The 14,702-nt window shown below is 66.1% G+C and carries 6 protein-coding genes; 2 read left to right on the top strand and 4 right to left on the bottom strand.

Features of this window, described 5'->3' with window-relative positions; all coding sequences use genetic code 11:
- Positions 1-3 precede the first annotated feature (3 nt).
- The 4 genes from BDIM_RS10190 to BDIM_RS10175 all read right to left on the bottom strand — a co-directional run bounded on the left by BDIM_RS10190 (position 4) and on the right by BDIM_RS10175 (position 5,844).
- The gene (locus BDIM_RS10190; protein WP_003165514.1) at positions 4-1,119 is read right to left on the bottom strand and encodes a Ppx/GppA phosphatase family protein; all 1,116 of its coding nucleotides are present in this window, start codon (positions 1,117-1,119) and stop codon (positions 4-6) included.
- A 107-nt stretch (positions 1,120-1,226) separates the two neighbouring features.
- The gene (locus BDIM_RS10185) at positions 1,227-3,218 is read right to left on the bottom strand and encodes a M61 family metallopeptidase (protein WP_003165513.1); all 1,992 of its coding nucleotides are present in this window, start codon (positions 3,216-3,218) and stop codon (positions 1,227-1,229) included.
- A 50-nt stretch (positions 3,219-3,268) separates the two neighbouring features.
- Positions 3,269-5,212, bottom strand: a complete 1,944-nt coding sequence (locus tag BDIM_RS10180; RefSeq protein ID WP_040345706.1) for a M61 family metallopeptidase — start codon at positions 5,210-5,212, stop codon at positions 3,269-3,271.
- A 116-nt stretch (positions 5,213-5,328) separates the two neighbouring features.
- Positions 5,329-5,844, bottom strand: a complete 516-nt coding sequence (locus tag BDIM_RS10175) for an FKBP-type peptidyl-prolyl cis-trans isomerase (protein WP_003165511.1) — start codon at positions 5,842-5,844, stop codon at positions 5,329-5,331.
- Positions 5,845-6,164: 320 nt separating this feature from the next.
- Here BDIM_RS10175 and rpoB point away from each other — a divergent pair, with 320 nt between their 5' ends.
- Positions 6,165-10,280 carry a DNA-directed RNA polymerase subunit beta gene (gene rpoB, locus BDIM_RS10170; protein ID WP_003165510.1) on the top strand — a complete coding sequence of 1,372 codons (4,116 nt, stop codon included), beginning with the start codon at positions 6,165-6,167 and terminating at the stop codon, positions 10,278-10,280.
- Between the two features lie 99 nt (positions 10,281-10,379).
- Entirely contained in the window at positions 10,380-14,573 is a 4,194-nt protein-coding gene (gene rpoC / locus BDIM_RS10165; protein WP_003165509.1) for a DNA-directed RNA polymerase subunit beta', read from the top strand.
- Positions 14,574-14,702: the final 129 nt, after the last annotated feature.

Here is a 14,702-nt window from a genome sequence, read left to right as displayed (position 1 = left end):
CGATTATTGGCCGCCGCCAGCGCCAGCACCACCGCCGCCCCTGCGACGCCGGCGACGACGCGGCTTAGGCTGCCGGTCTTCGCGCATCTTCTGCAGCAGCAGGCCTTCACGCAGGCCGCGGTCGGCCACGCGCACCCGCTCGCACGGCCAGGCGCGCTGTACGGCTTCCAGGATCGCCGCGCCCGCCAACACCAGGTCGGCGCGGTCCGGCCCGATGCAGTTCTCAGCCGCGCGCCCGATGGGACCGAGGGCGATCAGGCGGTCGGCCGCCTTTTCGCAGTCGCCGCGCGTCATCCAGAGGCCGTCGACCAGATCGCGCTGATAGCGTTTCAGCTCCAGATGAATCCCGGCCAGGCTGGTGATGGCGCCGGAGGTGCCGACCATATGCCCGCGCCCGGCGCCTACGCGCGTCAGGAAGTCGGGGCCTTTGGGACCGCCCGTAGCGATGGCGGCGCCGAAGTCGGCGACCATGGCCTCATACCATTCGGGCGGGCTGCCATCCGGCTCGGGGTGGCGTTCGGCCAGGCTGACCACGCCCAGCGGCGCTGACATCCACGCCGCGGTTTCGAAGCCGCGCGGTCCCTTCATCAGCCAGGACAGTTCGGTCGAGCCGCCGCCCACGTCGATCACCAGCACCGCCTCGGCGCGCGGATCGAACAGGTTGAGACAGCCCGCGACCGACAGGGCGGCTTCCTCGGAGGGATCGATGATCCGAAGCCGCAGGCCGGTGCCGCGCCGTACCCGCTCGACGAAGGCGGGGCCGTTTTCGGCCATGCGGCAGGCCTGGGTGGCGACGGCGGTCAGGCGGTTGGGATCGACGCCCTTGCGCACCAGGCGTTCGGCGCACAGGGCCAGGGCGTCATAGGCCCGGTCCATCGCCCGATCGTCCAGGCGGCCGGTGCGCGACAGGCTCTCGCCAAGGCGTACGATGCGGCTGAAGGAATCCACCACGCGAAAGCCGTCACGCGCCGGACGCGCGATCAGCAGGCGGCAATTATTGGTCCCCAGGTCGAGCGCGCCGTAGAGGGGCGCATCTCGATCGAAAGCACCGCTGTTGCGGGGCCTCCGAGGCAGGGACCGCGTGTCGCGCCGTCCGGGCGCGCCAGGGGTCTCCGGCATGGGCCGAGTTCTCATGTGGGCGGTCCGAAGCGGCGCCCGTCCCTGACAGGTTAAACCGCCCCGGCCGGTCGCGCCAAGCCGTGATCTGCTCGGCGCGCCTCGAGTCCTTAGCGACGGCGCGGGCTGAGGATGTCGCCCAGCCGATCCGGCGTGCCAGGAATGCGTTCAAGGCGCGGGTAGCGCAGGCCGTCGTGATAGTCGAAATCGACGGTGCGGTAGCGGTCGCCGTTCTTGAGCAGCAGACGGATCGGGGCGTCGGTTCCCTTGGCGGCGGTGACGGCGTCGCGCAGCTTCTCGGCCGAGGCGGCGATGTCGTTGACGGCGACCAGCTCCCAGCCCGGCCCGATGTCGGCCTCGAAGGCGCGGCCGCCCCAGCGAATGCCGGTCAGCTTGTTCGACGAGGACAGGGTGAAGCCCAGGGAATACTGGAAGTCGTTGGCCCAGCCCGACTGGATGCGCTTCTCGTCGGCCGTCAGGGTGTCGGTGTAGGTCAGGCGGTAGCCGCCGCGCGCCAGACCATCCAGCGGGGCCTTGGCGTCCGGGCCGCTGGCGTCCAGGCGCGTGCGCAGGAAGGTCGCCCAGTCGTGCGGATGGACCGCGTTCAGCGCCGCGACCACGTCGTCGAACGTATAGCCGCGCGGCGCCCAGGAGCCGTCGTCGCCGCCGAAGAAGCCCTTGGCGAAGTCGTCCAGCGACTTCTTCCCGCCCGTCGCCTCGCGGATCAGGGTGTCGGCGTCCAGCCAGATCAGCAGTGCCTCGCGGTAGTAGTCGCCCGTGCCGCGCATCCACGACGAATAGGGGTTCGAGGTGCGATAGCCGAGCAGGTTGTGGTTGTTCGCATCCTGCAGCGGGCGCCATTCGCGGCCCGGCTGGTTGTCATAGAAGGCGGCGTTCTCGGCCACGGTGACCAGAATGTCTTCCTTGGAGGCCAGGCCCGAGCGGGCGGTCAGCACATCGCCCCAGTATTCCGTCTGACCCTCATAGACCCACAGAAGGGTGTTCTGGGTCGGGATGTTGTGGTTGGCGGTCAGTTCGTCGACCGGGCGCTGGCGCTTGCCGTTCCAGGCGTGGACGAACTCGTGCGGCAGCAGGCCGACGGCCCCCATGCTCTTGCCCCAGTTGGTGAAGAAGTCGGTCGGGACCGAGTTCTCGGACGAGCGATGATGCTCCAGGCCGATGCCGCCCATCTTCGACGTGGCGGCGACCAGGAAGTCGTAGCGGTCATAGGGGCGGGCGCCGAACAGGCGGTCAGTCTGGGTGACCAGGTTCTCGAACCAGCCCAACTGCTCGGTCGTGGGGGCCAGATCCTTGGCCGAATCGGCGACGATGTTCAGGTGGACGGCGCCTTCGCCGTTTCCGCGGCGCGGGTCGATGGCGATGCGCTGGAAGTTGGCGCCGCCGAACAGGGGACTGTCGATCAGGGTGTAGAGGTCGGTCGGCGCAAACGTCGCCAGGCCGTCGACGAAGCTCTCGGTATCCAGCGCCACGCCGTATTTCCAGCCCTGCGGCAGGCGGATCGACGGGGCGAAGGTGATGCCGGTGGAGCGATAGCCCGCCGGATAGAGCAGGGCCTTCTCCCACTGCAGATTGACCATCTCGGGCGTCATGACCACGCGCCAGGTCGAGCTGTCCGGCTGGGTCAGCCACTGGAAGTCGACGGTGATCTCGCTGACGCCCTGCGGCACCTCGATGTGGAAGGCGTAGGGGTCGATGGTGTCGCGCAGCCAGTCGATGCGGGCGCCGCCCCCCTGGACGGTCACGCCCGAAATCAGCTGGATCGGGCCGGTCGCCGCGTGGTTGCCGGGCAGGAATTTCGGATAGAGCAGGACCAGATGGCCGGGCGTGACCGGGATGGTCTGGCGCACGCGGACGATCTTCTTCTCTACGTCGGTGGCGTCGACCTCATAGCGGATGACGCCGGGATAGGCCTCTGCCGTCGGCGCCGGGATCGGCGGCAGAGCGCGGGGCAGGGCCAGCGGCGTGTTCTGCGGCGTCGGCGCGGCGGGGGCCTGCGGGCCGGTCCATTGCTGAGCGAGCGCGGTCGAGGCGGCCGAGGTCAGCAGCAGGGCGAGGGCGGCGGCGGGCAGGCGTCGGGTCATCGGGTATCCAGAACTCAGAAAGCGGTCGGTATTAGGCTTGGCAGGAGGCGTTATCGGCGGCGAGGCGACAGGATGTCGCCCAGTCGGTCGGGCGTGCCTTCGATCCGTTCAAGATGCGGATAGCGCAGGCCGTCGTGGTAGTCGAAGCGCACCGTCCGGAAGCGGTCGCCGTTCTTGAGGATCAGCTCGATCGGTTCGGACGTCCCCTTGGCGGCGGTGACGGCTTCTTTCAGCGCGTCGGCCGATGCGGCGCGCCCGCCGACGGCGACGACTTCCCAGCCTGAGGTCAGGCCTTGTTCGAAGGCCGCCCCGCCCCACAGGACGGAGGTGATCTTGTTCGCACCGTTCATCATGAAGCCGAGCGAATAGGTGAAGTCGTTGCGCCCCAGCTCCTTGTAGAGGGCGCCCATGTAGCCGGACGGCTCCTCCTTGAAGACCAGGCGGTAGCCGCCGCGCTCAATGCCGTCCAGCGGTCCGCGCGAGTCGGGGCCGACCGCGTCTAGACGTTCGCGCAGGAAGGCGGCCCAGTCGTTCGTCTGCACCCCATTCAGCGTCGAGGTTACATCGGCGAAGGTGTAGGGGGCCGGATCCCAGTCGCCGTCCTCGACGCCGAAGAAGGCCTTGGCGAAGTCGTCCAGCGACTTCTTCCCGCCGGTCCGCTCGCGGATCAGGGTGTCGGCGTCCAGCCAGATCAGCGCGCCTTCGCGGTAATAGTCCTCGCTGCGCTGATAGCTGCTCCAAGGTTGGGGGCGGCGTTGGCTGATGATGGGGTCGTTGGTGGTGTCCTGCATGGCGCGCCACTGGCGGCCGGGGATGTGCTGGAAGCTGGCGGCGCTCATGGCCAGGACGTCCAGCGCCTGCTGCTTGGACATCAGGCCCGCGCGGGCGGTCAGGACCAGGCCCCAGTACTGCGTCTGGCCTTCATAGACCCACATCAGGGAGTTCTGCAGCGGCTCGTTCAGATTGGGCGTCAACTGGTCGGCCGGGCGGCGCCATTTGCCGTTCCAGCTGTGGGTGTATTCGTGACCCAGCAGGTCGCGGTCGGCCAGGGTCGCCTCTCGATCGGTGAAATACTTCACATCGACGCTGTTCTCGGACGAGCGGTGGTGCTCCAGCCCGATGCCGCCTAGCTTGTCCGTCACGGCCAGCAGGAAGTCGTAGTGGTTGAAGTGGCGCGCGCCGAACAGGCGGTCGGCCTGCTGGACCAGGTTGCGGTGCAGTTGGACGTGCTCGTCCGTCGCTTCCAGCATCTTGGCGTCATCGGCCACGACGTTCAGGCGCACCGGCGAGCGGCCGCCCGGATCCAGGTCGATCTGGCGATAGTGGGCGCCGGCGAAGACGGGGCTGTCAGCCAGATGCTCCAGCGTGATGGGGGCGAAGGTCGCCAGGCCGTTCTCGAAGCTGACGGTGTCCAGGGCGACGCCGTAGTTCCAGCCCTGAGGCAGCTTCAGCGTCGGCCGGAAGGTGATCTGACGCGAATAATAGCCCGCCGGATAGAGCAGGGCCTTTTCCCACTGGATGTTCAGCATCTCGGGCGTGACGACGACGCGGCCCTGATTGCCTTCAATGGGCGTCAGCCACTGGAAGGCGGCCTCGACCTCGGTCACGCCGGCCGGAACCTCGATCTGATAGGCCCAGGGCTGGACGGTGTTGCGCACCCACTCCAGCCGCCGCCCCTCGGCGGTGAAGGTCAGGCCGCCGACGTTGGCGACGGGGCCGACCGGGCCGTGGTTGCCGGGAATCCACTGCGGATAGAAGAGGACCAGAGGGCCGGGGCCGCTGACGGGGATGGTCTGGCGCACCTGGATCAGGCGGCGGTCGATGTCGGTGGCGTCGACGTCCAGCTTGATGACGCCGGGATAGGCCTCGTCCTTGGCCGCCGGGATCGGCGCCAAGGCGACGGGCAGGGCGGGCGTTCCCACCTGGGCCAGGGCGGGCGCTCCCACGGCAAGGAGGATGGCCGAGGCGCTGGCGGCCAGGAGAAAACGCTTCATCACAGAATTACCCGGTTACGGCCGCCCCCTCGCGGCCTCGACAAGGAGGCGCAGACGACAGCGTGTCGCAGGCGCCGTCAAGCCGGATGACGTTTCCGTGTCGGGGGAGCGACCCGTCAGTTCGCGGGATTCACCTCAAGCAGCTCGACCGTGAAGCGCAGGGCCGAGTTGGCGGGGATTTCCGTGCCCATCCAGCGCGGGCCGTAAGCCAGCTCGGCGGGAATGACGAACTCATAGGTCTCGCCTTCGCGCATAAGGGCCACGCCCTCGGTCCACCCCTTGATGACGCGGTTGAGCGGGAAGCTGGTCGGTTCGTTGCGCGAGTAGGAGCTGTCGAACTCACGCCCATCGATGAATGTGCCGCGATAGTGGACCTTGACCGTGTCGGTCGCCGTCGGCTGCTCGCCCTTGGGGTTGGCCTTGCCGACGCGACGATACTGCAGACCGGAGGGCGTGACGGTCCAGCCGCGCTGCTGGCTGTTCCACATCAGATAGGCGGCCTGGCCGACCTCCCAGTTCTCTTGGGTAGCGGGGCCGACGGGCGTGCGCGGTTCGGCGAGACGAGCGTCTTGCGTCGAGGCGCAGGCGGCAAGCGACAGGGCGGCGAGAACGGGCAGGGCGATGTGCTTCATAAGGCTAGGCTTATCACGCTGATTGAAACTGTCGACTGCTCGCGTGAGGGGCCTTTATTTCGCCGAAGAAGGGCGTATATATGCGCGTTCGCAGATTCCCTGAATCCCGCGCGAAAGCGCCGAGGCCCGGTTTGTCGCCCTCCGACCGGTGCGAAGGCGTCGCCCCTCCCCAAGGGGGCGGATACATCCAGGCGTCCTGATCCGCTCGCGGATCGAGGGTGGGCGCCGAGAGACATTTACGGTCACGGATCGCCGGTCGGCGCGCCGTGGCTGCTGCATTGAGAGCGGGCCTCGCAAGGGGCCGCGATTGGGAAAACAGAATGGCCAAGTCCACCGACGGTCTCGCCTTGGGTAAGATCGCTGCCGCCACGTCGTTTACCGGCAAGAAGCGCATTCGCTACAGCTTCGGGCGCATCCCCGAAGCCGTGCAGATGCCGAACCTGATCGAGGTTCAGCGCGCTTCCTATGAGCAGTTCCTGCAGCGCGAGTCGCGCCCCGGTCTGCGCAACGACGAGGGCATTGAAGCGGTCTTCAAGTCGGTCTTCCCGATCAAGGACTTCAACGAGCGCGCCGTCCTGGAATACGTCTCCTACGAGTTTGAAGACCCGAAGTACGACGTCGAGGAATGCATCCAGCGCGACATGACCTATGCCGCGCCGCTGAAGGTCAAGCTGCGCCTGATCGTGTTCGAGACCGAGGAAGAAACGGGCGCCCGTTCGGTCAAGGACATCAAGGAGCAGGACGTCTACATGGGCGACATCCCGCTCATGACGGACAAGGGCACCTTCATCGTCAACGGCACCGAGCGCGTGATCGTCTCGCAGATGCACCGCTCGCCGGGCGTCTTCTTCGACCACGACAAGGGCAAGACCCACTCGTCGGGCAAGCTGCTGTTCGCCGCCCGCGTGATCCCTTATCGCGGCTCGTGGCTGGACTTTGAATTCGACGCCAAGGACATCGTCTACGTCCGTATCGACCGCCGCCGTAAGCTGCCGGCCTCGACCTTCCTCTATGCCCTGGGCATGGACGGGGAAGAGATCCTCAAGACCTTCTACGAGACCGTTCCGTACGAGAAGCGCGGCGAAGGCTGGGTCACCCCCTACAAGCCGGAGCGCTGGCGCGGCGTGAAGCCGGAGTTCGATCTGGTCGACGCCGACACCGGCGAAGTGGTCGCCCCGGCCGGTCAGAAGATCAGCGCCCGCGCCGCCAAGAAGCTGGCCGACGGCGGTTTGAAGTCGCTGTCGCTGGCGGCTGACGCCCTGCTGACCAAGTATCTGGCCGCTGACGCCGTCAACTACCAGACCGGCGAAATCTACGCCGAGGCGGGCGACGAGCTGGACGCCGCCGCGATCGAACTGCTGGAAGCCAACGGCTTCACCACCATCGACGTGCTGGACATCGACCACGTGACGGTCGGCGCCTACATGCGCAACACCCTGCGCGTGGACAAGAACACGGGTCGCGAGGATGCGCTGTTCGACGTCTATCGCGTCATGCGCCCGGGCGAGCCGCCGACGCCGGAAGCGGCCGAGGCCATGTTCAACTCCCTGTTCTTCGACGCCGAGCGCTACGACCTGTCGGCCGTGGGCCGCGTCAAGATGAACATGCGTCTGGAAACCCCCGAGGTTTCGGACGAAATCCGCGTCCTGCAGAAGGACGACGTGCTGAAGGTGTTGCAGATCCTGGTCGGCCTGAAGGACGGCCGCGGCGAGATCGACGACATCGACAACCTGGGCAACCGCCGGGTGCGTTCGGTGGGCGAGCTGCTGGAAAACCAGTACCGCGTCGGCCTGCTGCGCATGGAGCGCGCCATCAAGGAGCGCATGTCCTCGGTCGATATCGACACGGTCATGCCGCACGACCTGATCAACGCCAAACCGGCCGCCGCGGCTGTGCGTGAATTCTTCGGCTCGTCGCAGCTGTCGCAGTTCATGGACCAGACCAACCCGCTGTCGGAAATCACCCACAAGCGTCGCCTTTCGGCGCTTGGCCCGGGCGGTCTGACGCGCGAGCGCGCGGGCTTTGAAGTCCGCGACGTTCACCCGACGCACTACGGCCGCATCTGCCCGATCGAAACGCCGGAAGGCCCGAACATCGGTCTGATCAACTCCCTGGCCACCCACGCCCGCGTGAACAAGTACGGCTTCATCGAAAGCCCGTACCGTCGCGTGGTCGAAGGCAAGGCGACGGACGAGGTGGTCTACATCTCGGCCATGGAAGAGGCGAAGCACGTCATCGCCCAGGCCAACATCGACCTGAAGGACGGCGAGATCGTCGAGGAGCTGGTGCCGGGCCGTATCAACGGCGACTCCCAGCTGCTGACCAAGGAAACGGTCGACATGATGGACGTGTCGCCGAAACAGGTCGTTTCGGTCGCCGCCGCCCTGATCCCCTTCCTGGAAAACGACGACGCCAACCGCGCGCTGATGGGCGCCAACATGCAACGTCAGGCCGTGCCGCTGGTGCAGTCGGACGCGCCGCTGGTCGGTACCGGCATGGAAGCGGTCGTGGCCGTGGACTCCGGCGCTGTCGTGATCGCCCGTCGTGACGGCGTGGTCGAACAGATCGACGGCACCCGCATCGTGGTTCGCGCCACGGGCGACGTGGACGCCGGTCGTTCGGGCGTCGACATCTATCGCCTGTCGAAGTTCCAGCGCTCCAACCAGTCGACCTGCATCAACCAGCGCCCGATCGTGCGCGTGGGCGATGAGGTGAAGGCCGGAGACGTGATCGCCGACGGTCCGTCGACGGACCTGGGCGAACTGGCTCTGGGCCGCAACGTCCTGGTCGCCTACATGCCCTGGAACGGCTACAACTTCGAAGACTCCATCCTGATCTCCGAGCGCATCGTGCGCGACGACATCTTCACCTCCATCCACCTCGAAGAGTTCGAAGTGATGGCGCGTGATACCAAGCTGGGTCCGGAAGAAATCACCCGCGACATCCCCAACGTCGGCGAGGAAGCCCTGCGCAACCTGGACGAAGCGGGCATCGTGGCCATCGGCGCCGAGGTCCAGCCGGGCGACATCCTGGTCGGCAAGGTGACGCCGAAGGGCGAAAGCCCGATGACCCCGGAAGAGAAACTGCTGCGCGCCATCTTCGGTGAGAAGGCTTCGGACGTGCGCGACACCTCGCTGCGCCTGCCGCCGGGCGTCGCCGGCACCATCGTCGACGTGCGCGTGTTCAACCGTCACGGCATCGACAAGGACGAGCGCGCCGTGGCCATCGAACGCGCCGAGATCGAGCGTCTGGGCAAGGACCGCGACGACGAGCTCAAGATCCTTGAGCGCAACGTCTACGGCCGCGTGAAGCCGCTGCTGCTCGGCAAGACCGCCGTGTCCGGCCCGAAGGGCATGGGCCGCGGCGAGGTCACCGAAGAGAAGCTGGCCGAAGTGTCCAAGGGCCTGTGGTGGCAGGTCGCCCTCGACGACGAGAAGGCGATGGGCGAGCTGGAGGCCATGAAGAAGCAGTTCGAGGACGCCCGTAAGGCCCTCGACCGTCGCTTCGAAGACAAGGTCGAGAAGCTGCAGCGCGGCGACGAGATGCCGCCTGGCGTCATGAAGATGGTCAAGGTCTTCGTGGCCGTGAAGCGCAAGCTTCAGCCGGGCGACAAGATGGCCGGCCGTCACGGGAACAAGGGCGTCATCTCCAAGATCCTGCCGATCGAGGACATGCCGCACCTGGACGACGGCACCCACGTCGACATCGTTCTGAACCCGCTGGGCGTGCCGTCGCGCATGAACATCGGCCAGATCTTCGAAACCCACCTGGGTTGGGCCGCCGCTGGCCTGGGCAAGCAGATCAAGGGCTTGCTCGAGCAGTGGATGGACGGCGGCATGCGCGACGCCCTGGTGTCGCGTCTGACCCAGATCTACGGCGCCGACACCCCGCTGCCGCAGAGCGACGAAGAGCTGATCGAACTGGCCCAGAACCTGTCCAAGGGCGTTCCGTTCGCGACTCCGGTCTTCGACGGCGCGCGTATCTCGGACATCGAGGACCTGCTGGAGTCGGCGGACCTGGATCGTTCGGGGCAGTCGATCCTGTTCGACGGCCAGACGGGCGAGCAGTTCAAGCGTCCGGTCACGGTCGGCTATGTGTACATGCTGAAGCTGCACCACCTGGTCGACGACAAGATCCACGCCCGCTCGATCGGCCCGTACTCGCTCGTCACCCAGCAGCCGCTGGGCGGTAAGGCGCAGTTCGGCGGTCAGCGCTTCGGGGAAATGGAGGTCTGGGCTCTGGAAGCTTACGGCGCCGCCTACACCCTGCAGGAAATGCTGACGGTGAAGTCGGACGACGTAGCCGGCCGGACCAAGGTCTACGAGGCCATTGTCCGCGGCGACGACAGCTTCGAGGCCGGCATCCCCGAGTCCTTCAACGTGCTGGTGAAGGAAATGCGCTCGCTGGGCCTGAACGTGGAGCTGGAAAACAGCTGACCGGATCAAGCGCCCTTCCTCGCTTCGGCGGGGGAGGGCGGTCCGCCTGTTCTCCTCTCTGAATGATTTTCGCGGGGCATTCCCGCAGAAGGAATAAAGATGAACCAGGAAGTCCTGAACATCTTCAACCCGGTCCCGGTCACCCCGACCTTCGACCAGATCAAGATCGCCCTGGCCTCGCCGGAGAAGATCCGTTCGTGGTCGTTCGGCGAGATCAAGAAGCCGGAAACCATCAATTACCGCACGTTCAAGCCCGAGCGTGACGGCCTGTTCTGCGCCCGTATCTTTGGCCCGACCAAGGACTACGAATGCCTGTGCGGCAAGTACAAGCGCATGAAGTACAAGGGCATCATCTGCGAGAAGTGCGGCGTTGAAGTCACCCTGGCTCGCGTTCGCCGCGAGCGCATGGGTCACATCGACCTGGCTGCCCCGGTCGCCCACATCTGGTTCCTGAAGTCGCTGCCGTCGCGCATCTCGCTGATGCTGGACATGGCGCTGAAGGACGTCGAGCGCGTCCTGTACTTCGAGAACTACATCGTCACCGAGCCGGGCCTGACCCCGCTGAAGCAGAACCAGCTGCTGACGGAAGACGAATTCTATCACTATCAGGAAGAGTTCGGCGACGACGGCTTCACCGCTGAGATCGGCGCCGAGGCGGTCCGCAACCTGCTGATGGCGATCGACCTGAACGCCGAGGCCGAGAAGCACCGCGCCGAACTGGCCGACAGCCCGTCGGAGCTGAAGGCCAAGAAGGCCTCCAAGCGTCTGAAGCTGATGGAAGCCTTCATCGAGTCGGGCAACAAGCCCGAGTGGATGATCCTGACCATCGTGCCGGTCATCCCGCCGGAACTGCGTCCGCTGGTGCCGCTGGACGGCGGCCGCTTCGCGACGTCGGACCTGAACGACCTGTACCGCCGGGTCATCAACCGGAACAACCGCCTGAAGCGCCTGATCGAGCTGCGCGCGCCGGACATCATCATCCGCAACGAAAAGCGGATGCTGCAGGAATCCGTCGACGCCCTGTTCGACAACGGCCGTCGCGGTCGCGTCATCACCGGCGCGAACAAGCGTCCGCTGAAGTCGCTGGCCGACATGCTGAAGGGCAAGCAGGGTCGCTTCCGTCAGAACCTGCTGGGCAAGCGCGTCGACTACTCGGGCCGTTCGGTCATCACCGTGGGCCCCGAGCTGAAGCTGCATGAGTGCGGCCTGCCCAAGAAGATGGCGCTGGAGCTGTTCAAGCCGTTCATCTACGCGCGTCTGGACGCCAAGGGCCTGTCGGGCACCGTCAAGCAGTCCAAGCGCATGGTCGAGCGCGAGCAGCCCGCCGTCTGGGATATCCTGGACGAGGTCATCCGCGAGCACCCGGTTCTGCTGAACCGCGCGCCGACGCTTCACCGTCTGGGCATCCAGGCGTTCGAGCCCAAGCTGATCGAGGGCAAGGCCATCCGCCTGCACCCGCTGGTCTGTACGGCGTTCAACGCTGACTTCGACGGCGACCAGATGGCCGTGCACGTCCCGCTGAGCCTCGAGGCCCAGCTGGAAGCGCGCGTGCTGATGATGTCGACGAACAACATCCTGTCGCCCGCCAACGGCAAGCCGATCATCGTGCCGTCGCAGGACATCGTCCTGGGCCTGTACTACCTGTCGCTGGTCAAGGAGAACCAGCCGGGCGAAGGCAAGCTGTTCGCCAACATGGGCGAGATTGACGCGGCCCTGGACGCCCAGGTCGTCAAGCTGCACACCAAGATCAAGGCGCGTTGGACCGAGATGAACTCGGACGGCGAAGTCGTGACCAAGGTGATCGACACCACGCCGGGCCGGATGAAGCTGGGCGCGCTGCTGCCGCTGAACCCGAACATCGGCTACAAGCTTCTTGAGAAGAACCTGACCAAGAAGGAAATCGGCAACCTGATCGATCAGGTCTACCGTCACTGCGGTCAGAAGGCGACGGTCATCTTCGCTGACCAGATGATGCAGATGGGCTTCCGCGAAGCGGCCAAGGCCGGCATCTCGGTGGGCAAGGACGACATCGTCATCCCGGCCAAGAAGGAACAGCTGGTCAACGAAACCCGCACCCAGGTGGAAGAGTACGAGCAGCAATATGCTGACGGCCTGATCACCAAGGGCGAGAAGTACAACAAGGTCGTCGACGCCTGGGCCAAGGCCACGGACAAGATCGCCGATGAGATGATGGGCGAAATCGCTCAGCCGCGCATCCTGATCAAGGGTCAGGAGCCGGACATCAACTCGGTCTTCATGATGGCCAACTCGGGCGCTCGTGGCTCGCAGGCTCAGATGAAGCAACTGGGCGGCATGCGCGGCCTGATGGCCAAGCCCTCGGGCGAGATCATCGAGACGCCGATCATCTCGAACTTCAAGGAAGGCCTGACCGTCCTTGAGTACTTCAACTCGACCCACGGCGCCCGTAAGGGTCTGGCCGACACCGCGCTGAAGACCGCCAACTCGGGTTACCTGACCCGTCGTCTGGTGGACGTGGCGCAGGACTCCATCGTCACTGAGGAAGACTGCGGCTCGACGCGCGGCATCACCCTGCGCGCCGTGGTCGAAGGCGGCGACGTGCTCGTCTCGCTGGGCCAGCGCGTCCTGGGCCGTTACGCGGCCGAGGACATCAAGGAGCCGGGCGGCGAAGTCCTGTTCCCTGCGGACACCTATCTGCAGGAAGAGGAAGTCGAGCTGATCGACAAGGTCGGCGTCCAGTCCATCAAGGTCCGTTCGGCCCTGACGTGTGAAGCCGACGCCGGCATCTGCGGCATGTGCTACGGCCGTGACCTGGCGCGCGGCACCAACGTCAACATCGGCGAAGCGGTCGGCGTCATCGCCGCCCAGTCGATCGGCGAGCCGGGCACCCAGCTGACGATGCGTACCTTCCACATCGGCGGTACGGCCCAGGTGGCGGAAACCTCGTTCTTCGAGGCGACCAACGCGGGCGTCATCAAGGTCGTCGGCCCGACCGTTATCGCCGCTCACGGCGATCCGGTGGCCATGAGCCGCAACGTCGTGGTCACCGTGACCGTCGACGGCAAGGACCGCGAATCCTACAAGGTGCCGTACGGCGCGCGCCTGCGCGTCAAGGACGGCGGCGAGGTGGTCAAGAACCAACGCCTGGCCGAGTGGGATCCGTACACCACCCCGATCCTGACGGAAGTCGGCGGCGTGGTGCGCTTCGAGGATCTGGTCGAGGGCCTGTCGGTCAAGGAAGAGACGGACGAGGCCACGGGCATCGCCCAGCGCGTCGTTTCCGACTGGCGCGCCAGCCCGCGCGGCGCGGACCTGCGTCCGGCCATGGGCGTCACCCAGGGCGACAGCTACGCCAAGCTGTCGAGCGGTTCTGACGCGCGTTACCTGCTGCCCGTGGGGGCCATCCTGTCGGTGGCCAACGGCGACGAGGTCAAGCCGGGCGACATCATCGCCCGTATCCCGACCGAAGGCGCCAAGACCCGCGACATCACCGGCGGTCTGCCGCGCGTGGCCGAACTGTTCGAAGCCCGTCGTCCGAAGGACTGCGCGGTCATCGCGGAGATGGACGGTCGCGTCGAATTCGGTCGCGACTACAAGAACAAGCGCCGCATCAAGATCACCCCGGAGCCGGATGCCGACGGCAACCAGGGCGAAGCGGTCGAGTTCCTGATCCCGAAGGGCAAGCACATCTCCGTCCACGACGGCGATCTGATCCAGAAGGGCGACTACATCATCGACGGCAACCCGGATCCGCACGACCTGCTGCGCATCCAGGGCGTCGAGGCGCTGGCCGAGTATCTGGTGAACGAAGTGCAGGAGGTCTACCGACTGCAGGGCGTGCCGATCAACGACAAGCACATCGAAGTCATCGTCCGTCAGATGCTGCAGAAGGTCGAGGTCATCGACTCCGCTGAGACGACGCTCATCAAGGGCGACCACGTCGATCGGGTCGAAGTCGACATCGAGAACGCCAAGGTCGAGAAGCGCGGCGGCCGCATCGCCACCGTGCAGCCGGTCCTGCTGGGCATCACCAAGGCGTCGCTGCAGACCCGCAGCTTCATCTCGGCGGCCTCGTTCCAGGAGACCACCCGCGTCCTCACCGAGGCTTCGGTCCACGGCAAGAAGGACACGCTGGAAGGCCTGAAGGAAAACGTGATCGTGGGTCGCCTGATCCCAGCGGGCACGGGCTCCTACCTGCGCAGCCTGCAGAAGATCGCCAACGAGCGTGACGCTGAGCTGACCCAGGCCCGCGAAGACGCGGTCGAGCCGCTTCCCGCGGACCTGGCCCTGGAGCTGGAGCAGTCGGCCGACTGATCCGGGTTCAGACCTGAAAGACAGAAGAGGGCGGCGTCGAAAGGCGCCGCTCTTTTTGTTTGGCCTACCGCGCTTTTCGCTGCTTGAGGCCGTTGGGCGTGCGCGAGCTGAGAGGGGGCTGCGCCGAAA

Origin of the sequence: Brevundimonas diminuta ATCC 11568 (genome assembly GCF_000204035.1) — a bacterium.
Taxonomy (GTDB): Bacteria; Pseudomonadota; Alphaproteobacteria; order Caulobacterales; family Caulobacteraceae; genus Brevundimonas; species Brevundimonas diminuta.
The sequence above is the reverse complement of the archived record's forward strand: the minus strand, read 5'-3'. Positions and strand labels throughout refer to the sequence as shown.

What these genes read in the sequence shown, in the direction of transcription:
- BDIM_RS10175 (WP_003165511.1), bottom strand. Translation starts at nt 5,844, where the DNA reads ATGAAGCACATCGCCCTGCCCGTTCTCGCCGCCCTGTCGCTTGCCGCC.
- rpoB (WP_003165510.1), top strand. Translation starts at nt 6,165, where the DNA reads ATGGCCAAGTCCACCGACGGTCTCGCCTTGGGTAAGATCGCTGCCGCC.
- BDIM_RS10180 (WP_040345706.1), bottom strand. Translation starts at nt 5,212, where the DNA reads ATGAAGCGTTTTCTCCTGGCCGCCAGCGCCTCGGCCATCCTCCTTGCC.
- BDIM_RS10185 (WP_003165513.1), bottom strand. Translation starts at nt 3,218, where the DNA reads ATGACCCGACGCCTGCCCGCCGCCGCCCTCGCCCTGCTGCTGACCTCG.
- rpoC (WP_003165509.1), top strand. Translation starts at nt 10,380, where the DNA reads ATGAACCAGGAAGTCCTGAACATCTTCAACCCGGTCCCGGTCACCCCG.
- BDIM_RS10190 (WP_003165514.1), bottom strand. Translation starts at nt 1,119, where the DNA reads ATGCCGGAGACCCCTGGCGCGCCCGGACGGCGCGACACGCGGTCCCTG.